Here is a 24,642-nt window from a genome sequence, read left to right as displayed (position 1 = left end):
CCGGCGTGGTACAAACCCTCTATGGATGAATCCGCGATTTCAATACAAGAACTGAAAAAATCTTTTAACGGAGTTGAAGCCGTAAAGGGTGTCTCTTATGAGATCAAGAAGGGAGAGACCTTTGGCCTACTGGGTCCCAACGGTGCCGGGAAGACGACAACGATTAACCTCCTTGTCGGAATCCTGACTCCCGACAGCGGTTCGATCCGGGTCGACGGCTCCGACGACCCGACCCGGCCGGAGGTGCGCCGGAGCTTTGGAATCTGCCCTCAGTCCCTCTCCCTGTACGAGGAATTGACCGGGGAAGAGAATCTCCTCTTTTTTGGCCGCCTCTACCATCTTTCGGGAAAGCTGCTTTCCGAGCGGGTCCGCTGGGCCCTGGACTTCGCGGGTCTCACGGAACGAAAAGGAGATCGGGTCGTCCACTATTCGGGGGGGATGAAGCGGAGATTGAACCTGGTCACGGCCCTCCTTCACGATCCTCCGATTCTTCTCCTGGATGAGCCGACTGTGGGGGTGGATCCGCAATCCCGGAACCTCCTTTTTGATAATATTGAAAAACTACGGGCCGAAGGCCGCACCATTCTCTATACGACGCACTACATGGAGGAAGCTCAGCGACTCTGCGACCGCGTAGCCATCATGGATCACGGAGAAATTCTCGCGATGGACACCGTTGATGGGCTGATCCGGGCCCATGGGGGCCCCTCCGTAGTGGAAGTCGAGCTTGATTCGATACCTGACAAACCGGAAAGCCTTCCCGGGAGCCTGAACGGATCGCTTCTTAGGATTGAGACCGAGAGCCCTCTGGAATCGGTGGCCGATCTTGGGCGTACGGGCCTCTCCTTTTTAAATCTCAAAATCCATGCGGCGGACCTTGAAAATGTCTTTCTGAATCTCACGGGAAGGAGGTTGAGGGACCAATGAAAACTCTTCTCACCCTTGCGTTGAAAGATCTCCGTCTCCTGTGGCGAGACAAGTTCGGCCTTTTCTGGGTTCTCGTCTTCCCCCTTCTCATGGCGATCTTCTTTGGCGCCATCTTCTCGGGAGGAGGTGGAAATACGGCATCCATGTCCGTGGCCGTTGTGGATGAAGACGGCTCGGAGGCATCCCTCGCCTTTACCGAAAAGCTGAAATCTTCCGCGGCTCTGGATGTCCGGGAAATTTCCATCGAAGAGGCAAAAGATCAGGTTCGAAAGGGAAAGCTGGTTGCCTTTCTGATTGTGAAAAAAGGATTCGGAAATGCCGATCCCTTTTTTTCCGGGGGAGGCTCCCTTCTCCAGGTGGGCATCGATCCTGCCCGCAAAGCGGAGGCCGGGTATCTGGAAGGACTTCTGAACCAGGCCTATTATGAGACGCTCTTTTCGATCTATTCCAACCCTGCCAGGCTGAAGGAGAGAATCAGCGGGATCCCTGAGGAAATCGATGGGGATGACAAGCTGGACCCGGCGCAAAAAAAGGTCTTTTCCACCTTTATCACTTCGCTGGACACCTTTCTGACAGACGTGGATGAGGATGTTTACGCTTCGGGACCCGCCATGGGGGGAGTTGCCGTGGAAAAGGTCGATGTCGTTCGGGAGTCGGAAGGCCCCAGGAGCTCGTGGGAACTGACCTTTCCTCAATCCATCGCATGGGCCCTCATCGGATGTGTCGCGGCGTTCGCGATTTCCATTGTCGTAGAGAGAACTCGAGGTACCTTTCTACGGCTGAGAATGGCCCCTATCTCCCGGGCCCACATCCTGGGGGGAAAGGCTCTGGCCTGTTTTCTGGCCAGCCTTTCCGTCATCGTCTTTCTCCTTCTTGTGGGAAAGCTGATCTTTCACATACGGATCATGAGCCCGGCTCTCCTGGCCCTTGCCATCGTCTGTACCTCTCTCTGTTTTGTGGGAATCATGATGTTTATCTCCGTATTGGGAAAGACCGAACAGGCTGTGGGCGGTACCGGTTGGGCCCTTCTTCTTGCCATGGCCATGTTTGGAGGTGGGATGGTTCCTCTCATGGTGATGCCTTCCTGGATGAAGGGACTGAGCAGTCTCAGCCCCATCAAGTGGGCGATCCTGGCAACCGAGGGCGCGATCTGGCGAGGTTTTTCTTTTACCGAAATTGCCTTCCCCTGTTCCATACTCCTCGGTGTGGGTGCGGTTTTCTTTCTCACGGGCGTATGGATTTTTCGCAGGATGGACGGTTGATTCTTGAGCGATGGTATGGATTTCACAGCGAGATGATAGCAGGAGGCAAGATTGACCTTCACTGAAAAACGAACATTGGGCCGAAGCGGCCTCTCCGTGAGCCGGCTCGGTCTGTCCGGAGGATATGGTGTGCCCCGGGAATCGGTCGAAAAGGCCTTCTTTGTTCACAATATCAACACGTTTTACTGGGGATCGCTGAGACGGAAAGGGATGGGGGAAGCGCTAAAAAGCCTGGGGCGGAATCACAGAAAAGAACTGGTTCTCATTCTGCAATCCTACGATCATCTTGGATGGACTGTGGAACGATCGGTACGAAAGGGTCTCGATGCCCTTGGTTTCGACGTTGCGGATATTCTCCTTCTGGGCTGGCATAACCGTATGCCGGCAACGGGTGTCCTGAAGGGGGTCGAAACACTAAAAAAAGAGGGTGTAGTGAAATCTGTAGCCATGTCGGGCCATAATCGGAAGTTTTTTGGAAAGATGGCTGACCAGGATGGCTCCATCATTGATATCTTCATGGTTCGCTACAACGCCGCCCACCGGGGTGCGGAAGAAGAGATTTTCCCCCATCTTGCTGAAAAACAGCGGCCCGGGATCATGGCCTATACGGCGACCCGATGGGGAAAGCTGCTCAATCCCCGGAAGATGCCCCCGGGAGAGAAACCTCTTACCGCGGCGGACTGTTACCGTTTTGCCATTTCTCACCCCGCAGTGGATCTCTGCATGATGGGACCCAGGAGTGCGCAGGAGTTTGAAGAAGGGATCCAGGCCCTGGAAATGGGGCCCCTGACACAGGAAGAGATGGAACGTGCCCGGCGCATTGGTGACTTTATTCATCAGGGAAAGTAATGGTAGAAATGGTGTACGAAAGGTTGTCCCAACAACAGAATCAACGGGGAAAGGAATCGTGAGTCGGACACAACGCAGGCTTCCGGTATTCCATCCGCCCGTATTCCTCTTTGGAGCTATTCTGCTCATGGTCTGGCTTCATTTTATTTTTCCAGTCCTTCATATTCTTCATGGCCCCTGGTCGTGGACCGGTTTCTTCCCGCTGTTTCTGGGAGTGGGTGTCAACCTGCTGGCAGATCAAGCCTTGAAACGGGCCGGAACAACCGTTAAACCGAATGAAAAACCGACCACACTGATTACATCAGGAGTTTTCCAGATCACCCGGCACCCCATGTATCTTGGCTTTGTTTTGATCCTTCTGGGACTGGGCGTTCTGCTCGGCTCCCTCGCACCGTTGATTGTTGTGCCTCTCTTCATGGTTTTTCTGGATCTGACATTTGTTCGGGTGGAGGAAAACAATCTGTCCACAATCTTCGGAGAGAAGTGGGATCTATACCGGTCGTCCGTTCGACGCTGGCTATGAACTGTAAACCATACGATTTGAGGTTATAAATCATCAGCGGGTGAATATCCCGATGTGGTCTGCAACCCAGATGTCGGAATCGAAAATGCCTTCTTCGTCGATGAGCACATGAACGAAGTAGAGGTGCATGCCGTCCGCTGTCAGGGATGGTTCCCCCACATTCCCCCGTATCACAACCTCCGGGATTCCCCATCCTGACGGAGACCATTCGGATCGATAGATTGCGTTTCCTCCGTCCCGGTCGGAGACAAAAAAGAGAACCTGGCCTCCCTCCGCGAAGAAGGGCTGAAGGTCATTGCTGTCGGAGTTAATGGGGGGGGAAAGGAGAAGCGGATCCGACCATGTTCCGTCGATCCGTGTGGAAGACCAGATGTTGGAGCCTCCCAGACCGGCCGGTCGCAGGGATGTGAAATAGAGCGTGACGCCATCCGGATGGATCGCATGTTCTCCGTCCGGATAGGGTGAGTTGATCGGAGGACCCAGATTGACGGCGGGTCCCGGTATGCCGTCGATGATCGGAGCGGTGTAGATATCCAGAAAGTCTTCTGTCGGCGGATCCTGCTGGAATCCCGTATTGGTTGCCCGAAGGGAATGAAAATAGACGGTGGATCCATCAGGAGAGAAGCTCAATTCTGCATCGAAGGAATAATCGATACCCTTTCCCAGATCAAAAAAGTTCGAATAGACAAAGGTGTCCGGGTTTCCCTGTCGACGGGAGACGTGGGTACCGCTGGGAAACGAGAGGAGACGTTGTGTACACAGCCGGCTGTCGAAGTCCCGGGCAAACATATAGTACAGTGTGGACCCGTCCGCGGAAATTTCGATGGCGTCCTCTGGACAGGGGGAATTGATATTCTTCAACGGGCGGAGGTTGGAGAAATCGGAAACCAGGCTCTCAGGAGGAGAGTTGTCAGTTCGGGAATGGGGAGGCTTACGGCAGAGCCTGGGTGAGGGAAGATCCGGGGTCAGGGCGATCCTGGACCGGTCGGTTGTGTACAGAAGGGTCTGATTGGCATAGTCATAGTGGCAGATGTGGGGTTTTTCTTCCCGGTCCAGGTCGATGGCACAGTAGATCCCCACCGCATCTCCCGGAGACTCTGCTGTGGACACAGTCTCCAGGTGCCAGGTTCCCCACTGCAGGGTCGCGAGGTTCAACTGGCCTCCCTGGGGAAGAATCTCAAGGTAGGCAATGCGAACCGCGCCCGCATCATCGATATCCAACCCCGTATAGTACCCCGCACCGGAATCATCCACGACTTCCGTAATCCACTCCCCGGAATCATTGGAAACATGCATCAGCCTTCCCTGGCCCGGCGGGTCCAGAATGGGACCGGGATCGGAATAGCTGATATGGACTCTGCCCCGGCAATCGGTACCGATGGACGTATTCCAACCCACGTTGGGCGTGGAGTCCAGAATCGTATGTTCCCAGAATCCCTGCCGATTGGTGGCGTAGCCCAGGCCGGCCTCGGAGTTGAGATAGCTGATGTGAACGGAACCCCACGGATCGACAGCGATGTCGGTGTCATGCCCTGCATGGGGATCGGGGTCGACATCCTGCCACGTCCAGATTCCTGTGCTGTTGGTCACGTAGCGGAGGCCCCCTGAGGGTCCGGAAGGTGATCCGGTTCCCTCTTCGTTGCTGCAGCAGATGTGGACAAATCCGTTTCGATCCACGGCAATGGAAGCATCGGCTCCCTTCACCGTTCCGGATTGAATGGCGGTAGTGATCCAGGCTCCGGACCCATTCGTTGTGTAGAGGAGGTTCAGCAGGGTTGAGGGTGAAGAGAATCCGAGGCGGGTGTGAACAATGTGGACGGCTCCCGTACCGTCAATGGCAATCCGGGGCGTCATCCCGGCTCCCTCTTCGAGGACCAGGGACTGCCACGTTCCACTCTGATTGGTTGTATAGAGAAGGTTCCCGTAAGGTACATTACCATCCCCGGCCGGTTCGTCATACAGCCATTGAAACGATGCGATGTGAACGAAGCCTTCGGCATCTACCGCCAGGGAAGCATAATTGCCGCTCCCCGGTGTCGCGTCTGCAGTTTCAGTAATCCATCGGGCCTGAGATCCCGGGCCCGTCTCGCCGATGAGAGGGGACGGGCTCTGAGAAATGATTAGAATCAATCCGGTGAAAACGATGGAATATCCTCGCCGGATAAACATAACTGTTTATTGTAGCGTAGACCCGGTAAGGACTCAAATGTCCCGTGATCAGGGCTGGTGGCGGAAATAGGTTCGAATTTCCTCTGAATTTTCGGTATCCACGCAGGCTTCAAAACCGCGTTCCCGGGCCTTGTCGATAAGGGGAGCAGGGACAAAGGGGGTCAGGAGAAGAAAGACATCGCCGGGTTTCAGATTCTTCAGTTGATCCATCACGGCGGCCAGGGGATGGATTCCCTCCTCTAGGAGAGGGCGGCCGTCCAGAATGATTTCGGGTTTTGCTTCGGACGCCCATGGGGGCAGCGATTCGTTTTCGCGGGACTCGGGGAGGTCCGGGAGAGGAGATTGAGCGGCCCGGGCCCTGAGTTCCCGGACCAGAAAACCGGGGTCGAGACCTCCCACACGTGCGGCCTGGGCGAGAGAAGTGATCCTTGTCAGAGTTTTGCGGAGAACCGGGCTCGTGAGTTTCGAAAAAGCGGGGGAAAGGGAAAGAAGCGTCTCTTCAAGATCGGGATAGTGTTCCAGCAGCATGGCAACCTTCATCTCGGGAGTAATGGGGGGAGGATTCTGGGATGCCGTCACAGTGAAGATCCTTCGGGATCTCCGTACTTCAGCAACCGTCGTTCTCCGGTAAGAGCTCTGCGGCTGGTCAGATCCTGGGAGACTTCCAGGGTCCCAAGGTAGTTGCCCGGCTCATCGCGCAGGGCGAAATACTGGATCATGATGAATTTTCCTTTGAGCTCAATCCAGAACGATGCCTGATCCTCCCTTCCCGCTTTGAAGTCACTCAGGATGCGTTCGACGATATGAACGCTGGATGGCGGATGGCAGAGCTGGACCTTTCGGCCCAGAATGGCGCGGTTTCGATCGAAGATTCGCTCCCTGCCCTGGGTAAAGTAACGGACGGTGTCTTCGGCATCCACAAAGGTAAGATCAAAGGGGATCGTATTCAGAATGGCGGTCAGCTCACCGGGTGTCATCGATCCGCTGGGCAGGCGGACGCGGTCGGCAGGCTCTCCGGTCTGCTCCTTCTCTTTCAGAGTCACGCCCTCGGGCTTCCATTGGATAGTCGGGTCATAGAGGCAGAATCCGATCTCGAGACTCTGATCGGCGATGGCCATCCACTCGGAATCATTCAGGGTGTCCATGCACATCGGGAAGAGAATATGCTCTTCCTTGTAGATCATTTCTGAAATCGCGGAAAAGAGGGGAGAAAAGAGCGATTCAAAAACAATTTTCGCTTCCCCGACCGTAAAGGTGTCGGTGGTTTCAAAGACCGCAAGGGCATCCTTCATCAACGAACGGATTTCATCATCCTTTCCCCACATCACCGTCGGCGGGCCTTCGATCCCCCTGGATTCCAGGTACGGAAAGAGAAGGTTCTCCTTTCGGCGGTAATGTTTATCCACATCGGTGAGGGCATGCAGGTGGCGGCGGAGTGACATCATGAGGTCCGAGGCCTCAGACCCGTCGTCCAGAGTGGAGAGGGTGGCTGCGACCTTTTCCGCTTCCCCGATCTCCCACGAAAGGGCCCTGTTTTCCTCGATAAAGGTATGGACGGGATGTCCCGGTGGGATCGGTTTTGCGGAAGAAAGATCCAGGGCTCCCTTCATGGCCTGGGAATGGAGGTCACAGAGTTTCAGGATCTCTTCCCGCGGAAGCCCTTCATTCATGAGTTCCTGCTCAACTTCTACAACTTCGGCGTACGGTACCGAGCCCAGGGTCTGGATCAGCCGGGACCGCACGGCATCCGCCGTGTCTCCCTGATGAAGCTTGAGGATCATCTCCTTCAGAATGGCCTTCCGTGCTGCTGCGTTTTCCAGGAGTTCACTCATCGATTATCTCCCGTCAGACCCGCACCATGGCCAGAAGCATCTTGAAGGCCGTGATGGCCCGGAGAGCGTGGGGCGCATGGGCAGGCATCAGGATGCTCTCTCCCGGGGTTACGGTATGGGCGGTTCCGGAAATGATGACCTCCGCGGTTCCCTCAAGGACGTGTACAAGAGCATCGAAGGGAGCTGTGTGCTCACTGAGCTCCTGTCCCTGATCAAAGGCAAAGAGCGTGACGGTTCCCGACTGTTTCTTAATGATCGTTCGACTTACGATCGTGCTGGGCTGAACCTGGATAAGATCGGAGGTTTGAGAGACCACGCTTCCCGATTCAAACGTTGGATGGGACATTGGTTTTCCTCCCTTTTTACAAAAGGAATTTGTACAGCAGGTCAACTCTTCCCGTAAGGATCATCTTCCTTCCGGCATAACGCATGACCTCCCGGATGGATTCCCGGTAACCGGGACGGTAGCAGGGCATGGGACACTTCTTGCATCGCGGTTTTGGGTCCAGTGAACACATCATTCGTTTTGCCGCACCGTGGAGAAGGAGCCTGCTGCAGTCTTCACAGAGGTGAAGATTATGGTGTCTGAAGTAGAGTGCAAGCCTTCCCCGGGCGAGAAACCGTTCCCGGTTCTTTTCCGTGTGCAGATCCCTGCAGTAAATCTGAATGAATTTTGCCAGGACATCAATGTCTCTGCCGACAGAAATATCGGTCGTCATGGAAGGAACTTCCATTGACAAAGGATCGAGGGCGGGTCTGGTTTCCGTATTCATAATTAGGACTCCTATATATAATAGGCCGTATCATCCGTTTTGTCAAGTCCTGTGCTTTTTACGTTGGAGGGTTGGGCAGAAAAAAAGAAGCCTGAAAGGATTCTTTCAAGCTTCGGGAGGCGCCCCGGTTATCCTCAGGGAATTAAATTCTTTTATCAGAACATTCATACGCCGGGGTCTATTCCCGGGATGAGATTGGCTTAACGCATGAAAAGAAGGGTAACCCCTGCAATGGCCACAAGGGCCCCCAGTATGGCTCGAACCGTAATGCGCTCCTTCTCGACAACGGCAGAGATGGGTATGATGATGACCGGTACCATGGCCATGAGTGTTGCGGCAATGCCGGTAAGAGTCAGCTTGATGGCAACCTGAGACAGCCATACACCCAGATAGGGGCCGCAGATTACTCCGCCAACCAGGGGCAGAATCGCTCTGCGTTTATCCCGAAGGATAGACAGCGTTCCAGGATTTCGGTATACCAGAACCACCAGGCCCATGGCCAGGGTCGCGGCTGCCATACGGATGATCGTGGCATAGAGGGCGTCGATCCCCGTGTCCAGGGCGGATTTGGCCAGGACAAGCCCGATTGCCTGGCCGAGGCTTCCCAGGAGGCCGTACAGGACGCCCCGAACATTCGCCTGTCGCACGCCCGGATTACGATCCATGAGAACCCAGAGAATCCCGATCATGATGACAGCCATACCGCCAAGGGCCATGAGTCCCATCCGCTCGGAAAGGAACAGGAAGGCAATCACTGCCGTCATGGCGGGGGACATCGTGTAAATCAGCATCGTAAGACGGGGTCCGATGAGTACAAACGCTTCAAAGAGAAAGGCATCTCCAATGGCCAGACCCACGATTCCGCTCAGGGAGAGCATGAGAACCTGGTATGGCGTCACCAAAAGAGATCCGTTTGCCAGGAAATAGGTAAGAGCCAGCAGAAGGAGCCCGAGGGGAATCCGGTAGACGTTGACGGCAAAGGAACCGATGTGTCGGGATGCCACCGTGAAGAAGGTGGCAGTCCAGGCCCACAGGAACGCGGCAGTCAGAGCGGCAAGTTCCCCCTGCATGGATGGATCTTACGGAAAGGAGCCGTCGATGTTCAGAACAGAGATCGTGCGGCTTCCAGGATGGCCGGACAGGTGAGGCCGTAGTGCTCCAGGAGCTGCATGGGAGCCCCGGATTGGGCATAGGTGTTTTGAAGACCGACATTTCGGACGGGAACCGGATAATGCTCGCCAAGAATCCGCCCGACTTCGGAGGAGAGCCCCGCGGTCAGGAGATGTTCCTCGGCGGTTACCACCCGTCCGGTTTTCTTTACCGACCGGAGAATCCCGTCACGGTCCAGGGGACGCAGGGTATGAAGGTCGATCACCTCGGCAGAGATTCCTTCCTTCTGGAGTTCTTCCGCGGCATCCAGGGCTTCGGCCACCAGCAGGCCGATCGCGAAGATGGAAACATCGCTACCCTCCCGAACCACGTGGGCCTTTCCCAGGGTAATCGGTGTGCCCGGATCGTACAAAACGGGTGCCGGGGGCCTGCACAGTCGAATGTAGGCGGGGTGGGGATCTTCCGCAACCTGGCGTACCAGTTTTCGGGCCGCATGCTCGTCGGCGGGAACCACTACGGTGAATCCCGGCAGGGAAAGAGTGAGGGCAAGATCTTCAATCGCCATCTGCGAGGGGCCATCCTCGCCGATGGAAATACCTCCGTGGGAACCGGCAAACTTTACGTTCAGACCCGGGTAGGCAATGGAGACGCGCATCTGATCAAAACTCTTGTTGATCAGAAAGCCTGCAAAGGAGGAGACAAAGGGAAGATAACCGCTCAAAGCAAACCCGGCGGCGATGCCGGCCATATTGGCTTCGGCGATTCCTACGTTGAAAAACCGATCGGGATAGGCATTCCCGAAAAGGGCGGATTGTGTCGATTTGGACAGATCGGCGTCCATGGCGATGATTCCGGGATGGGTTCGCCCCAGTTCTACCAGGGTTTCCCCGTAGGCGACCCGGGTCGCCTTCCCCATCGTACGCTTTGTCATGGTGTACCTCCCAGTTCTCCCAGAGCCCGTTCCAGTTCGGCAGGTGTCAGAGCCTTTCCATGGTAGTCATTGTTTCCCTCAACGAAGGAGACCCCTTTGCCCTTGACCGTATCCGCGATGATGACCGTTGGCTTTCCATCTTCGCGGGCCTGGATCATGGCTGTATCGACGGCTTCCAGATCGTGGCCGTCGATACGGAGTGCGGTCCAGTTGCAGGCCTCCCATTTGGCCGCAAAGGGTTCAAGCTCAAGAATGTGGGAGGTTGCATCGTCCAGCTGGTACTTGTTGAAATCGACGATGGCTGTGAGGTTTCCAAGTTTATGGAATCCAGCGAACATGGCCGCTTCCCAGATCTGGCCTTCCTGACACTCGCCGTCTCCCAGGAGAACATACGTATGGTGTTCCGATTGAGAAAGCCGGGCCGCCAGGGCCACCCCGATTCCAATAGAAAGTCCCTGGCCCAGGGATCCCGTAGAGGCCTCCAGGGCGGAGATAAACCTTCGATCCGGATGACCCTGAAAGGGGGACCCCAGATTTCGAAGGGACATCATATTCTCGATCGGGAAATAACCGCTCAGCCCCATGGCTGCGTAAAGAGCCGGGACACCGTGCCCCTTGGAAAGGATGAACCGGTCCCGGTCCGCCCAGGCAGGATCGGAGGGATTGTGACGGAGATTTCGAAAGTAAAGATCCACCAGGATCTCCGCGATAGAAAGGGATCCACCCGGATGTCCCGAACCGGCGCGTGTTGTCGCCTTGAGGGACCAGATTCGAACCTGGCGCGCGAGATCCTTCAGTTTAGTCAGTTCTTCGCTATCCATGGCTGCGATTATACCGCCTTCTTTGCGGTTCGGGAGTACCCGTAGAGGAAGAGACAGAGACCGATAAAGAAGATGAGGCTCAGCCACTCTCCGAATACCGTTTCCCCGATTCCGAGATGAAACTGCTGACCGAAAAAGAAGGCCAGGACGGCGCTTGCGACACCCATCACCGATCCTCCGGCGATAAATCCCGAAGCGATGAGGGTGCCCTTGTCCTTCCTTACTTTGGAAAGCTCTTCGTCCGATGTGCTCTTTCCGACCCGGTATGCGACGAAGCCGCCTATCAGGAGGGGAGTATTGAGTTCGATGGGAAGGTACATTCCCAGGGCAAAGGCAAGCGGGGGAATGCCGACAAATTCAAGTACGATGGCCAGGACAATTCCGAAGAGGTAGAGATACCAGGGGGCTGCGGAAGATTGAAACATGGCGGTAAGAACGGCAGCCATGGCGTTGGCCTGCGGTGCGGCAAGAGGGGTGGGATGGGCATCCGTGGCAACAAATCCGTACACATTGTTGAGAAGGAGCATGACGATGCCCACGCAGGCGGAGGCAATCAGCGTTCCCAGGAATTTATACCGCTCCTGATGGTAGGGAGTGGAACCGAGCCAGTACCCGATCTTCAGATCGGTGATAAATCCACCGGACATGGAAAGAGAGGTACATACTACTGTTCCTATGATCAGGGCGGCCAGCATGCCTTCAGGCCCCGTCAGGCCGATCTGGTAGAGAATGAACGAGGAAATGATAAGCGTCATGAGGGTCATGCCCGACACGGGATTGACGCCTACGATGGCAATGGCCCGGGCAGCAACCGTGGTGAAGAGAAAGGAGATCACGATGGCAACCAGAAGAGCGGCCACCGCGTAGGTCCATGACTCGACAACCATCGTGCCGAAGAAGACAAAGACCGCGATAACGGATACGATGATCAGTGAAACCACGGCACCCATGGGCATATCCCGGTCCGTCCGCTCCGAAATATCGGCTTCACTCTTGGAAAAGATCTGTTTGAAACCCAGCGTAAAAGCGGAAACGATGATCTTCCCGTTTTTTATGATCCCGATAATCCCGGCCGCCGCGATCCCGCCGATTCCGATATGACGAACGTACTGGGCAAAGATTTCTTCCGCGGACATGGCTCCGATCCCGCTTGCACCGTGGAATACTGTCTCCCCGAAGGTGGGATGAAAGAAATAGACGAGGGGAATCAGGACAAACCATGAGAGAAAGCTTCCGCTGCAGATGATCAGAGAATACCGAAGTCCGATGATGTACCCCAGGCCCATAACGGCGGCACCGGCATTAACCTTGCAGACAATCTTGACCTTGTCAGCAATGAGAGTTCCAAAGGGGAGGATTCGTGTCGAAACGATTTCCTTCCAGAGTCCGAAGGTTGCAATGGCGAAATCGTAAAGGCCTCCGACCAGGGCGGCGATTACGAGTGTCAGGGCCTGACCTCCCGTCTCCGATTCGCCTGTTGCCAGAACCTCCGTTGTGGCCGTAGCTTCGGGGAAGGGCAGAAGTCCGTGCTGATCCCGGACGAAGTACCGCCGCATGGGAATCAGGAAGAGAATCCCCAGAATCCCTCCAATGAAGGAGGCCAGAAAAATTTTGAAGAAATCGGCCTTGAGATCAAGAATGTAAAGGGCTGGCAGGGTGAAAATCGCGCCCGCCACAATGACGCCCGAGGCCGCTCCGATGGATTGTATGATGACATTTTCCAGTACCGTGGACTTACGCCGGTAGAGGTTCTTCAACCCTACCGCAAGGATGGCGATGGGAATGGCCGCTTCAAAGACCTGGCCGATCTTCAGTCCAAGGTAGGCTGCTGCGGCCGTGAAAATCAGGGCCATGATCGATCCCCACAGAACGGAACGGAGGGTAATCTCGTGAAGCGCCTTATCTGCGGGAACGTAAGGACGGTAAATTTCTCCCGGCTTGAGAGGTGTGTACGCGTTATCCGGCAGCTGCCCTGCCCTGGGCTCGGTCATAGGGTCCTCCTCGAAGGAAATTCAATTGTAGAAAAATCAGAATTGAAGGGTTGAACCTTCAAGCAGTATGAGTCTTTTCGTACCAGATCTGGACCAGGTGGAGAATGGTCTCGGAGGCTTTTTCCATCCATTCAAGGCTCACCCATTCCTGCTTTGAGTGGATATTCTGCCCGCCCGCAAAGACATTGGGAGTCAAAAGGCCCTTGAAACAGAGCTGCGCTCCATCGGTTCCTCCCCGGATGAACTTGAGCCGGGGTTCCAGGCCGCATCGGCGCACGGCTTCCAGGGCGAACTCCACAACCCGGGGTTCTTCATTGAGCTTGTAAATCATGTTTTTGTACTGATCCTCAGTCTTGAGGATGATGTCCGCTTTAGGATAACGTTCCCTCATACGTGCACAGATATCCTGAAGAAGGGCCTTTTTCTGCTCGACGCCTTCAAGGGAAAAATCGCGAAGGATGAAACTGACCGTAACCTCTGAGACGTCTCCCTTCAGATTGTTAGGGTGGATGTACCCTTCCCGCTTCTCCGTGGTTTCGGGCGCCATGTCCGCAGGAAGGTGGGTGAGAAGTTCCGCAGTTATCCTCACGGCGTTGACCATTTTGTCTTTGGCATACCCGGGATGGACATTGTGGCCTTTTACGGTAAGGGTGGCACTGGAAGCCGTGAAGGTTTCGTTTTCGATTTCCCCCAGATCCCCGCCATCCATGGTGTAGGCGAAGTCTGCTCCGAATTTTTCAACATCAAAATGGAGAGTTCCCTTTCCGATTTCTTCATCCGGAGTGAAGGCGATCTTGATGGTTCCCCGCGGAATTTCGGGATGGGCCTGCAGGTACTCTACCGCCGACAGGATCTCTGCAATCCCGGCCTTATCGTCAGCACCCAGAAGCGAAGCTCCATCGGAGGTAATCAGGGTGTCTCCCTTGCAGCGGCCCAGGTTTGGGTTTTCCGTCACCTTGATGATTTCGGCCGTGTTCCCGGACAGGACAATATCCTCTCCATTGTAATCCCGGTGAACTAAGGGTTTCACGACTTCACCGGGTACATCGGGAGAGGTGTCGACATGGGCAATGAAGGCAACCACCGGAACGCCTTTCGCGGGTTGATTCGCGGGAAGCGTTGCCGTCAGGTACCCATAGTGATCAAGTTCGACATCATGGAGCCCCATGGAAACCATCTCATCCTTCAGGAGTCGAAGAAGGTCCCACTGCCTTTCTGAGGAGGGAAAGGTTTCGGACTCATAGTCTGATCTTGTGTCAATTTTCACATAGCGCAGGAATCGTTCAAGGATTTTATCTTTCATCGCCTGCACTTTATCACACAGGAAAGGGGTCGATCAACTGCAGGGAGAGGGATGATTCTGTGAAGGAAGGGGGAAGTACAGCGAAAAGATTGTGCCCTGATTCTCTTTACTTTCAACCGATATTTTCCCACCGTGAGCCTGTATAATCCCGTAGCTGATCGATAATCCGAGTCCCGTTCCGCTCTCCTTGGTGGTAAAGAAAGGATCAAAGATATGGTCAATGATGGAATCGGGAATGCCGACACCCGTATCGGAAATCTGCAGGATCGCATGGCTTTGAAGGGATTGCGTGACCACCGTAAGCAGACCTCCCTCGGGCATGGCATCCATTGAGTTCATAAAGAGATTTAAGAGAACCTGCTGGATCTGGTCAGGATCGGCACAGATTCGAGCCAGGTTGGGATCCAGATCGATCTCGTGACCGATTTTTCGGGAGCGAAGCTGATGGCGAAGAAGACGGATTGTCTGATCGACGGCATTGTTCAGAGAAAACGAAGAAAATTCCGGAGGGCTCTGTCTTGAAAAGTTCAGGAGCCCCCGTACAATCTTTCGGCAGCGAAGGCACTCTCCCACGATGAGTTCAAGATCTCTGCGGTATGGGTTTTCCGGTGGACAGGATTCGGCCATCAGGGAAGCGTTGGTCAGGATCGAAGTCAGGGGATTATTGATTTCGTGAGCTACACCGGCGGCAAGTTTTCCTACGCTGGCCAGGCGATCAGCCTGCATCAGCTGCCTCTGCATCGACTCGATTTTTTCTGATCGTTCTGCCACGGTGGCTTCCAGACCTTCGACAAGATCCCGATACTGTCGTGCCACTTCATTGAAGCTTTCGGCCAGATCGGCGATTTCTCTCGTGGATGGAACCGTCAATTCCAGGTTGTGATCTCCCCCGGCAATGGCTCTGGCCGTGAGGGCCATGTCGGTAATCGGATCTACGATAAGCCGATTATGATGTCGGGAAAGGAGATAGGCGACTCCAAGGGTGAGGAGAATAATTCCGGTAAAGATGAAGACCGGAGTTCGAGGATATGCAATCAGGGCGGTTTCCGGAATCCCGACCTCCAGCATCCCTACAGTCTGACGCTCCGAATCCAGAAGCGGCCTCAATCCCGTGAGAAAGAGACGCTCATCCAGGATATGTTCTTCGGTAATTCCTTCACCATCCGGCATTACATCGACTTCAGGGGAAACGGTTTCGCGGGATCCCAGTGCCTCGATAAGGTTGGAGGCCACACGTCTCCCCTGGACGGAGAGGGCAATCATCCCGATGTCCCCCTGTTTCATCAGGTATTCGTGAAAGATGGGGAAGGAGATCCGCTGGAGGAGGGCCCTGTTTCCATTCAGGATCACAATGCCGCTGATTGCGCCCAGGGGCTCGCCTTCCTCGGAATTGATCGGTGCCACGGCTTGGATGGCCAGGACGGTCTCTCTACCCTTCGGGGGTGCGACCCGGAAATCATAGAGAGCCAGTTCCCTGGTTTCAAGATGCCTGAATTCGGCGATTGGTTTTCCTTCTGCAAGTGCCTGATCGATCAGGTTATCGTACTCGTTCTGAAATAAGGGCCGGGGAGGGTAGACCGGATGTTCTCCCGTATTGACGATCCGGGCTCCGTGGAGAGGTTCAATGTTTCCGGGAAATCCCGTTTCAGCTTCCAGACCGGCAGGTTGCCGTATGAGGGATAGGAGATGAGCATCCTTCGCCATACCCACAACCGTGGATTGAATAAGCGACATTTCATTCAGAAGAAGACTGTAGGCGGTTTCCATGGCGGCAGAGACCTGGCGATCATTCTGGTGACGGATCTGGTGCCGGAGGTAAGCCGCTCCTCCTATGGCGACGACCAGATAGGGAATGATGAGGGCAAGGAAGATCGAAGTAACCAGTTCTTTTGCAATCGTGCGTCGTTTCCGCCTCATATTCCGACTCTTTCGGTTCCGTGCAGGGTCCAGAATTGCCTCCCGGGTTAACCGCCTCCTGGAAACGGGGCTTTGTCCCTTTGAGTATATCAGCCTCGTTGAGAGGGCCTCAAGTGATCAGCTGTCTGGAGAAAAGAAAACGCCCCGCCGGAAGCGGGGCGTAGTAGTGTCCTGCAGATCAGGCTCAGTTGCCAAATTCCTTGAACTGCTGGATCAGCTGTTCAAGCTGCTTCTGTTGTTCGATGGCCTTCTTTCCCTGGCGGGCCAGTTCCAGCTGCTGTTCACATCCGCCCTTGGTGTAATAGGTAATGGCGGAATTGAGATCGTCCCGTACGTGGTAAATGTGGCCCCAGTTGCAGTAAAGGTTTTTCAGTGCCTGTCCATCGTCGCTGGCTTTAAGCTTCGGCTCCGCTTCGCGGCAGGCCTTCTCTGCCTGGGAGAGGTTCCCCTGCCGGATATAGGCAAAGGAGAGATAGTACCAGGCGTAGCCGTTGCCTTCATTGGCCGCCTTTTCCAGGTTGGGTTGGGCAAGCTCCATGTCCCCGGCAAAGAGGGCGTCCTGTCCCAGGGCGTAGTAGTTGTCGGCTGAAGGATCGAGCTTCACCAGTTCCTTGGCGATTTGAATCGATTTCGAAATGTACGAAGCGCGTTTCTCGGGATCCTGCGTCTTCTGCATCTTGGTTCTGAATATCTTGTGCTTGAGGCGGAGGGCGTCATCCTTCCGGTCGTCATTGACCTTGTCCAGGATCTTCAAAGACTCGTCCAGACGATCGAGGTAGTAGTACGAATAGGCAAGGTAATAATTGGACAGGTCTCGATACTGTTCGTTCTTGATCTTTGCCAGATCTGCGGCCGCCACATCGTACTTCTTCTGGTAAAACCCGGTCAGACCGCGGAGGTAGTGAAGCTTGTCCTTCGCTTCTCCGGTCACCTGGTTTTCATCGATCTTTCCCAGGACCAGGGCCATGGTGTCATAGTCCCGATCCATCTGGAGAATCTGGGCATAGGCAAAGGCGACATCGGTGGAGTCGGGCTTCAACTCATAGGCCTTTTTAAAAGCTTCTTTGGCTTTCTCCGTCTCCTTCAGCTTCATGAGGCACTGGCCGAGCATCAGCTGGTACTGATAGACATCGGGGAAATCCTGGGCAAGAGTCTGGAATCGGGGAAGAGCTTCATCATATTTACCTTCTTTGAGAAGCTTCATGCCGTTTTCCCAGCGCATGTCACCCGCCCAGCCCATAATGGCCACGGCAAGAAGGACGAGGGTGAAGATTTTGAGTTTCATGGCAGCCTCCTTCTATAAAGACAATCCCAGAGGGACTTTTGTTCCCGGTTCAGGGTAAGATATCATTGTATCATGGAAGCTTTCGAGCCATATATGCTCAAGGCCCTCGGCCTCGCGAGGCAAGCCGCGGACCTCGGTGAGGTTCCGGTAGGGTGTGTTGTGATCCGGGACGGTGAGGTGATCGGGGAAGGCTATAACCGAAGAGAAATCGACAAGGATCCTCTCGCTCACGCGGAAATGGCCGCGATCCGGATGGCAGCCCGGAACCTGGGATCCTGGCGCCTGGAAGGATGTCAGATTGTCGTGACCCTGGAGCCCTGCGCCATGTGTGCCGGTGCGATCGTTCTCGCGCGGCTGGAAACCCTGGTGTTCGGAGCGGACGATCCCAAGGCCGGCTACTGCGGGAGCCTGGGGAACATTGTTGAAGATCCGAGGTTAAACCACAGGCCCACGGTGATACGCGGTGTTCTCCAGGACACCTGCAGTACTCTTCTGACATCCTTTTTTCGGGAACTTAGGTCGAGGTCTGACCGGTAAATCCACGGGTTCACAATCTGCTTTCAATCCAACCCGAATGAATCAATCGATCCGGCAAAAGTAGCGGGTCATCACCTAATCCGGGTATAATGCCCTTCTGATGAAGAAAAAAACTTCCTCCGCGATTCACCATGATCACGAGCTATTCCGTGTTCCCAGCCGGGAAGAACTGGATGATTTTACGACTAAGGATCCCTGGCGGGCTCTTCGAATTCTGGGGGAAGTCGTGGACGGTTTCGAAGCTCTCCACAGGGTAAGGGGAGCCGTGGCTATTTTTGGCTCTGCAAGAGTGAAAGAAGGTTCTCCCCACTATGACGCGGCAAGGGAAACGGCACGCCGGCTGGCGGTGAAGGGATTTTCGATTATCACCGGAGGCGGGCCGGGAATCATGGAGGCGGCCAACCGGGGTGCCCAGGATGGAAAGGGGCTATCCGTAGGATGCAACATTCAGCTTCCCTTCGAACAGGAACCCAACACCTACCAGGATATATCTTTAGAATTTCGATACTTTTTTGTGCGCAAGCTCATGTTTGTCAAATATTCCACCGCCTTCGTCATCTTTCCCGGAGGGTTCGGGACGATGGACGAATTGTTTGAGGCGTTAACCCTTTCCCAGACGGATAAGATTGAACACTTTCCCGTTGTGCTGTACGGAAGGGATTTCTGGGCACCTCTGGTCCAGTTTATCGAGGGCACCCTGGGAGATACGGGGTACATCTCCCCGGAGGATCGGATGCTTTTCACGATCGTGGATTCCCCTGAAGAGGTGGAGAACCACATCGTCTCCTTTGCCCGGAAACATCATATTCTGTAAATAATAAGGGGGTAACGATGATAGGAGTGTCGATAACTGTTTCGTTGAAGGGCGCCGAAGAAGAAGAGAAATTTCTCGGTGCCTTTTCCAAAGCCATGGAACACCTGGACCATATCGAGGGGCTGGAGGATTTCAAAGCCGCCAAGGTGATCGGAAAGGATTTCACCTACCATGTCTTTTCCCTCTGGGCTTCTGAGGAAGCCATTGAAGCATGGCTTGCCTTCCCGATATACCGGGACGTGATTCGAAAGGGAGGGGAAGATCTTGTGGCCTCCTTTGAATCCTACCGATGGACTCCCATCCGGGAGCCGCACCGGATTCCCTGACGAGGACCTTTGGATCTTCTCATCCCCGCCCTGGTCTACCTCAACAACTATCTCCACGACCTCGCCACGGCATTCTTTTTTGTGACCACGCTCTACGCCTGGTGGACCCGTGCCTGTCTTCCCGACGCCCCGCCCAACCTCTTCCGAAACTTGAAACGTTTGGCTCTGATGAGTTTTCTATTGATTCTTCTTCTGGGGGTGGTCCGCACGATTCACTACCGGACGTATGAATGGTTCCCGGCCCTAGAGCGAAGCCAGGTCACGATCCTTATCGGAAAACACGTTGTCCTTGCCGGGATCACGGCCTGGGCAGGCTGGGCCTGGTGGAAGATGGGACGATCAAGTTGGTAAATCTTGATTTTCATCAATTGTGGGGAGATTAAATGAAAGAAACAAAGCCTGAGGTTCTCAAACAAAATATCAGTACTTTTTTCTTGATGGTAACAGCCATTTTGTGCGGCGGCCTGATTATGGTCATCGAGATCCTCGGATCCAGAATTATTGGACCCTATTTTGGCGTTAGTCTCTTTGTATGGACATCCATGATTACGGTGACGCTTCTGGCTCTGGCGGCAGGCTACTATGCAGGGGGAATCTTTTCTGACAGGGGAAGAAATCCGGATCACCTTTACCAGTTAATCCTTGGTGCAGGAATCTATTGTCTACTGGTTCCTCTGATCAAAATACCAGTGCTCACTGCTTTTCAATCCTCGGGACTTCGCGTGGGTTCACTACTTGTCTCTTCAATACTATTCGGACCACCACTGGCACTGTTAGGATGTGTTTCACCCTTCGTGATTAAGTTGTACACGAAAGAACTCAAGAGACTGGGTCGAAACGTGGGTTTCTTTTATGCGATCTCTACATTTGGCAGTTTTGCAGGCACTGTTCTGACCGGATTTGTTCTTATTGCCCATTTCAGGGTATCCAGGATTATGCAGTTTGTAGGGGTTTTGCTGATACTACTTTCCGTCGTATACTTCCTCTGTTTCCGAAAAAAAATAGTCATACTTACTGCTTTTCTTCCCCTACTTCTACTTTCATTTTCCACTGAAAACTATTCTGTACTTCTCCAAAATGGCACCCGTGCGACACAGGTATACACTGCGGACAGCTATTATGGGAATCTCCAGGTCATTGATTTCTCCTACGGCCCGATTCATACGCGAGAGCTGATGATTGACGGGTTGGTTCAGGGCGGGATTGATATGAGGTCACGCCTCTCCATATATCCATATTCCTATTATCTTCAGCTGATTCCCATATCGATGAAACCTCAGGGAGACCGTTGTCTGGTGATCGGGCTCGGAGCGGGCATTGTCGCAACCTGGTATGGGCATCAGGGAATCACTACGGATGTGGTGGATATCGATTCGGAAGTGATCAGAATCGCCAGGGAATATTTTCAATTTGGCGCAACGGGAGAAGTCGCCTCAGAGGATGCCAGATATTTCTTGGCCAAAAGTAACAAAACATATGATTACATTATTCTGGACGCATTTACTGGCGATTCCACGCCATCCCACCTCCTGACACTAGAGGCATTGACACTGGTCAAGCAGCGCATGGCAGGTGATGGAATTGCAGCCATGAATATCATTGGATCTCTCGACCATAATTCCTACATGACAAAATCAGTGATCAAAACGATCCGACATGTATTTGAAAATGTGGATGTCATTCCTCTCTATGAGCAAGCCACTCCGGATGCCTATGGGAATATCATTCTGATTGCCTACGATGGCACAAAAAGGGATGTTGATATCTCCGTCGTCAACCGGTATCCGATTCATCCAATCCCTGAGAAGAGTGTTGTAAAATATTTTGGACGAATACATCCCATCGATTCCAATGAGGGCCTTGTTCTTACCGATGAGTATAATCCCTACAACATAAAGGACCTGTGGTTGAAAGAAAAACTTCGAGAGTCCATCATAGCCAGCTTGCCGCTCAAATTACTGGCAGTCTGATTATATGGGTATAACCATTCCCATTCACGTATTGAAAAGAATTGTTTGGGTGATAGGTTTCTGTATCATTTTCCTTTTAGGGCCGAGCTGCGGCAATTTATATAACAATCAGGGATCTTCGATCAACACTGTCGTTCTGGTCTCCATCGATACATGGCGCTGGGATGCCAACGGGTTCCTCGGGGGAAAGAGCCCTTCTCCAACTCCTTTCCTGGACGGGATGGCTTCCCGTGGCTTAATTTTCGCTAATGCACGAACTCCCGTTCCGCTGACCGGACCAAGCCATCGGAGTATGCTCTCCGGTCTGTGGCCCTGGAAAGAAGGGGTCCGCCATAATGGAGATATTCCTCACGATTCTTCCAGGCAGACACTACCCGAGCTGTTTCAGCGAAAGGGTTGGAAAACTGCGGCATTTGTCTCCTGCATTGTAGTTGACGACAGGTTTGGGTTTGGAGCAGGGTTCGATAAATTTGACAGTGCGGTGACGATCGGTGGAAAAATCGATGAAATTTTCATGGCAGAAAGAAAAGCTGATAAAACCATTCTAAAAGCGGTAAACTGGCTTCAATCCAATCTTTCAGAGAGCGACAAACTCTTTCTCTGGATACACCTTTTTGATCCGCACATTCCCTATAATTCACCGATTCACAATTTTCAGGGACAGAATGGAGAATACCTTTCCGAAGTGGCATTTGCGGACAGGCAGCTTGCGCTCTTATTCGATTCATTGAGCCGTATTCAAAGACCTGTCGAAAAATCGTTATGGTGTGTCCTGTCTGACCATGGAGAGGGACTGGGAGATCATGGGGAAAAGGCCCACGGACTTCTCCTCCATAGTTCAACTACGCGAATTCCTTTACTCATGTTTGGATCCGGGATTCCGCATGCTGTCAGGGTCGAACCGGTGAGTACGGTTGACCTTCTGCCTACCATTCTGGGTCAGCTGGGAGAAACATATTCAGAATGTGATGGAATTGACATTTTGTCTCCCCACCAATTGCCGGTCAGAGATATTCCGATGGAGACGCTGGCCGGTGCAAGAGAATTTGGACTTCCCCCCGTTTTCGGATTATGGAATGGTCAGTGGCTTTTTGAATCTTCATTGCGGCACCATCTATGGAATGCAGATATTGATCCGGAAGAAGCAAAAGACCTGGCAGCTGAAAATCCTGATATTGTTCTCCGTTTGAAACGAAAGAGGTCAGCGTATGGAACTCCTGTGGACCGGAGTGAAAAAAAACTCGATGAGGAGATGAAAAGACAGTTAGGTGCCCTCGGATACCTGACGGGGGTTTCGGATTCAATTCATGAGGACGTTAGAGATTTCGCTTATACGGGAGCCACCTGGCACTATGAACTGCTGAAATCGATGGCTGAGAAAAATTTGGACAGTGCCGAACAATTTGCGCGTCAATTTATTGACCGTTATCCCCATTCTCCTTCAATATTGCTGAAGCTTGGTTTTATATCCGTACAGAGGGAAAATTATTTGGAAGCTGAAACGAGATTTAAAAAAGTGATCGAGGAGAATCCGGATAGCGTTGCAGCTTTCCTGAATCTTGGGAATGTGTACTGGAAGATGAAAAAATACAATCAGGCTGAACAGTCGTACCAACACGTTCTGGACATCAATCCTGACGACTACTATGCGCTGTATAACCTTGGTGTCCTGCTTCAGTCTGAAGGACGAAATCAAGAAGCAGAAAAATATTTATCAAAATTTGTATCACTTTACCCGGAAAGCCAGCCGGCACGAAAGCTTAAGAGATAGAAAATCAGTACAGGCGTACCCGATCAAGGAAAGGAAGGTGAATCCCAAGCCTACCGGCTCGCTATGCTATAGTACCGTTATGTCAAGGATTCTCTTTGTTTCGACCCCCTACCACTGCGGTGTTGTGGAGGTGGCCGGGCGCTGGATCCCTCTCCAGTTCTGCACCCTTGCCGATGCTGCCGACCGGGCGGGCGTGGAGCCGGTCATCTATGATGCGATGTCCACGATGGTTACCCACGAAGACATTGAACTGGTCCTGAAAGACATGAAGCCTGACTATCTGGGTCTCTCTTCTATTACGGCCACACTACCCGACACGCTGGAGGTCGCCGCGGCAGCGAAACGGGTGTCCCCCGGTACGCGTGTAATTCTTGGAGGAGTTCACCCCTCTTTCTGCCCGGAAGAAATTTTCCAGACCTCCGATGCAGTCGATTTTATCGTGGCGGGAGAAGGGGAAATGACCCTCCATGAGCTCCTTTCCTCGCTTGAGGCGGAAACCGACCCATCCAGCGTGCCCGGTCTGGTTTTTCGATCGGATGGAAATATCGTAAAAACTACCCCCCGATCCTTTCTTGAAGATCTTGAAACCTACAAAGCCCGGTACGATCTGCTTGATTGGGAGCCGTACAAATATTTTGCAATTCCCGGTACTCGACTGGGGGCCATATCCACCTCCAGGGGCTGTTCCCACAACTGTATCTTTTGTTCTCAGCAGAAATTCTGGAAGCAGACCTGGAGACCCAGAGATCCCCAAAACGTTGTGAAAGAACTGGAGATGCTTTACTCCCGTTACCGCGTAAACGTCGTTCTCATCGGAGACGAATATCCCACATCGGACCGGGACCGGTGGATCGACCTGCTTGAGAGGATTCGATCCCTGAATCACCGGGATCTCTATCTCCTCATGGAAACCCGCGTGGACGATATTGTCCGGGATGCCGACATCCTTTCACTGTACCGGGAAGCGGGCATTGTCCATGTCTATGTGGGGGTCGAGGCGACCCGGCAGGAAACCCTTGACTACATCAAGAAGGATATCAACGTGGAAATGGGAAGGGAGGCTCTACGGCTTCTCCGGGAACACGGCTTTATTTCGGAAACTTCCTTTGTCCTCGGGTTTCCCGATGAAACGGCTGAAACCATTGAAGCCACGCTGGAGCTGGCTCACTATTACGACCCCGATTTCGCCCACTTTCTTACGATTACTCCATGGCCGTACGCCGACCTTTACAACGATGTCAAAGATTTGATTGCCGTGACCGATTACCGGAAATACAACCTTATCGACCCCATCCTTAAACCGGATGCCATGACGCTGGATGAAGTGGATCTGGCACTCGTGGATTGCTACCGGAAGTTCTATGCAAGAAAATTCGGCGCGGTCATGAAGGAAAAGGACGAATTCAAGCGGCAGTATATGATCCGATCGATGCAGCTCATAATGAAGAGCTCCTTCATTATTGACAAATTGAAGCGATTCCCCGTATGGCGGGCCCGGATCGAAAAAATGATGAAAACCTGGGTCTCCTGA

The 24,642-nt window shown here is 53.4% G+C and carries 23 protein-coding genes; 11 read left to right on the top strand and 12 right to left on the bottom strand.

Annotated features, from left to right (window positions below; genetic code table 11):
- The first annotated feature begins 21 nt into the window (after positions 1-21).
- Genes PLD04_04255 through PLD04_04240 form a run of 4 tightly spaced genes read left to right on the top strand, consistent with a single transcriptional unit; the run spans position 22 to position 3,561 of the window.
- Positions 22-927 (top strand): ABC transporter ATP-binding protein, encoded by a 906-nt coding sequence (locus PLD04_04255; GenBank protein HXK67532.1) that lies wholly within the window; start codon positions 22-24, stop codon positions 925-927.
- Positions 924-2,189, top strand: coding sequence for an ABC transporter permease (locus PLD04_04250; GenBank protein HXK67531.1), 1,266 nt, complete (start codon positions 924-926; stop codon positions 2,187-2,189). Before PLD04_04255 ends, PLD04_04250 begins: the two co-directional genes overlap by 4 nt.
- A gap of 51 nt (positions 2,190-2,240) precedes the next feature.
- Positions 2,241-3,038, top strand: coding sequence for an aldo/keto reductase (locus tag PLD04_04245; GenBank protein HXK67530.1), 798 nt, complete (start codon positions 2,241-2,243; stop codon positions 3,036-3,038).
- A 58-nt stretch (positions 3,039-3,096) separates the two neighbouring features.
- Entirely contained in the window at positions 3,097-3,561 is a 465-nt protein-coding gene (locus tag PLD04_04240; protein ID HXK67529.1) for an isoprenylcysteine carboxylmethyltransferase family protein, read from the top strand.
- A 33-nt stretch (positions 3,562-3,594) separates the two neighbouring features.
- Here the strand turns inward: PLD04_04240 and PLD04_04235 are convergent, their stop codons facing one another.
- The 12 genes from PLD04_04235 to PLD04_04180 all read right to left on the bottom strand — a co-directional run bounded on the left by PLD04_04235 (position 3,595) and on the right by PLD04_04180 (position 17,693).
- On the bottom strand, positions 3,595-5,730 hold the full coding sequence (locus PLD04_04235) for a hypothetical protein (GenBank protein HXK67528.1): 2,136 nt from the start codon (positions 5,728-5,730) through the stop codon (positions 3,595-3,597).
- 48 nt (positions 5,731-5,778) lie between these two features.
- The gene (locus tag PLD04_04230) at positions 5,779-6,309 is read right to left on the bottom strand and encodes a DUF1858 domain-containing protein (GenBank protein ID HXK67527.1); all 531 of its coding nucleotides are present in this window, start codon (positions 6,307-6,309) and stop codon (positions 5,779-5,781) included.
- Positions 6,306-7,562: a DUF438 domain-containing protein gene (locus tag PLD04_04225; GenBank protein HXK67526.1), complete on the bottom strand. Its 1,257-nt coding sequence runs from the start codon at positions 7,560-7,562 to the stop codon at positions 6,306-6,308. Before PLD04_04225 ends, PLD04_04230 begins: the two co-directional genes overlap by 4 nt.
- Before the next feature lie 13 nt (positions 7,563-7,575).
- Positions 7,576-7,908, bottom strand: coding sequence for a cupin domain-containing protein (locus PLD04_04220; GenBank protein ID HXK67525.1), 333 nt, complete (start codon positions 7,906-7,908; stop codon positions 7,576-7,578).
- Positions 7,909-7,924: 16 nt separating this feature from the next.
- Positions 7,925-8,335 carry a nitrous oxide-stimulated promoter family protein gene (locus PLD04_04215; GenBank protein ID HXK67524.1) on the bottom strand — a complete coding sequence of 137 codons (411 nt, stop codon included), beginning with the start codon at positions 8,333-8,335 and terminating at the stop codon, positions 7,925-7,927.
- 200 nt (positions 8,336-8,535) lie between these two features.
- Positions 8,536-9,405, bottom strand: coding sequence for a DMT family transporter (locus tag PLD04_04210; GenBank protein ID HXK67523.1), 870 nt, complete (start codon positions 9,403-9,405; stop codon positions 8,536-8,538).
- 32 nt (positions 9,406-9,437) lie between these two features.
- Positions 9,438-10,376: a transketolase C-terminal domain-containing protein gene (locus PLD04_04205; protein HXK67522.1), complete on the bottom strand. Its 939-nt coding sequence runs from the start codon at positions 10,374-10,376 to the stop codon at positions 9,438-9,440.
- Complete coding sequence (locus tag PLD04_04200) at positions 10,373-11,197, bottom strand: transketolase (protein ID HXK67521.1); 825 nt, start codon at positions 11,195-11,197, stop codon at positions 10,373-10,375. The genes PLD04_04205 and PLD04_04200 overlap by 4 nt, the downstream gene beginning before the upstream one ends.
- Before the next feature lie 8 nt (positions 11,198-11,205).
- Positions 11,206-13,188, bottom strand: coding sequence for an oligopeptide transporter, OPT family (locus PLD04_04195; protein ID HXK67520.1), 1,983 nt, complete (start codon positions 13,186-13,188; stop codon positions 11,206-11,208).
- A gap of 58 nt (positions 13,189-13,246) precedes the next feature.
- Entirely contained in the window at positions 13,247-14,491 is a 1,245-nt protein-coding gene (gene pepT, locus PLD04_04190) for a peptidase T (GenBank protein HXK67519.1), read from the bottom strand.
- A 33-nt stretch (positions 14,492-14,524) separates the two neighbouring features.
- Positions 14,525-16,408, bottom strand: coding sequence for an ATP-binding protein (locus PLD04_04185; GenBank protein HXK67518.1), 1,884 nt, complete (start codon positions 16,406-16,408; stop codon positions 14,525-14,527).
- Between the two features lie 184 nt (positions 16,409-16,592).
- Positions 16,593-17,693, bottom strand: coding sequence for a tetratricopeptide repeat protein (locus PLD04_04180; protein ID HXK67517.1), 1,101 nt, complete (start codon positions 17,691-17,693; stop codon positions 16,593-16,595).
- A gap of 72 nt (positions 17,694-17,765) precedes the next feature.
- On the opposite strand from PLD04_04180, the gene tadA reads away from it, so the two are divergent.
- The 7 genes from tadA to PLD04_04145 all read left to right on the top strand — a co-directional run bounded on the left by tadA (position 17,766) and on the right by PLD04_04145 (position 24,642).
- The gene (tadA, locus tag PLD04_04175) at positions 17,766-18,230 is read left to right on the top strand and encodes a tRNA adenosine(34) deaminase TadA (GenBank protein HXK67516.1); all 465 of its coding nucleotides are present in this window, start codon (positions 17,766-17,768) and stop codon (positions 18,228-18,230) included.
- Between the two features lie 100 nt (positions 18,231-18,330).
- A complete protein-coding gene (locus tag PLD04_04170) occupies positions 18,331-19,044 on the top strand; it encodes a TIGR00730 family Rossman fold protein (protein HXK67515.1) in 714 nt (237 codons plus the stop codon).
- 17 nt (positions 19,045-19,061) lie between these two features.
- The gene (locus PLD04_04165; GenBank protein HXK67514.1) at positions 19,062-19,370 is read left to right on the top strand and encodes an antibiotic biosynthesis monooxygenase; all 309 of its coding nucleotides are present in this window, start codon (positions 19,062-19,064) and stop codon (positions 19,368-19,370) included.
- Positions 19,371-19,379: 9 nt separating this feature from the next.
- Entirely contained in the window at positions 19,380-19,721 is a 342-nt protein-coding gene (locus PLD04_04160) for a hypothetical protein (protein ID HXK67513.1), read from the top strand.
- Positions 19,722-19,753: 32 nt separating this feature from the next.
- Positions 19,754-21,340 carry a fused MFS/spermidine synthase gene (locus PLD04_04155; GenBank protein HXK67512.1) on the top strand — a complete coding sequence of 529 codons (1,587 nt, stop codon included), beginning with the start codon at positions 19,754-19,756 and terminating at the stop codon, positions 21,338-21,340.
- A 4-nt stretch (positions 21,341-21,344) separates the two neighbouring features.
- Positions 21,345-23,111, top strand: a complete 1,767-nt coding sequence (locus PLD04_04150) for a sulfatase-like hydrolase/transferase (protein ID HXK67511.1) — start codon at positions 21,345-21,347, stop codon at positions 23,109-23,111.
- Positions 23,112-23,190: 79 nt separating this feature from the next.
- A complete protein-coding gene (locus PLD04_04145; protein HXK67510.1) occupies positions 23,191-24,642 on the top strand; it encodes a radical SAM protein in 1,452 nt (483 codons plus the stop codon).

This window comes from Thermoanaerobaculia bacterium (assembly GCA_035593605.1).
Lineage (GTDB): Bacteria > Acidobacteriota > Thermoanaerobaculia > UBA2201 > DAOSWS01 > DAOSWS01.
This window is presented reverse-complemented; position numbering and strand designations above follow the sequence as displayed.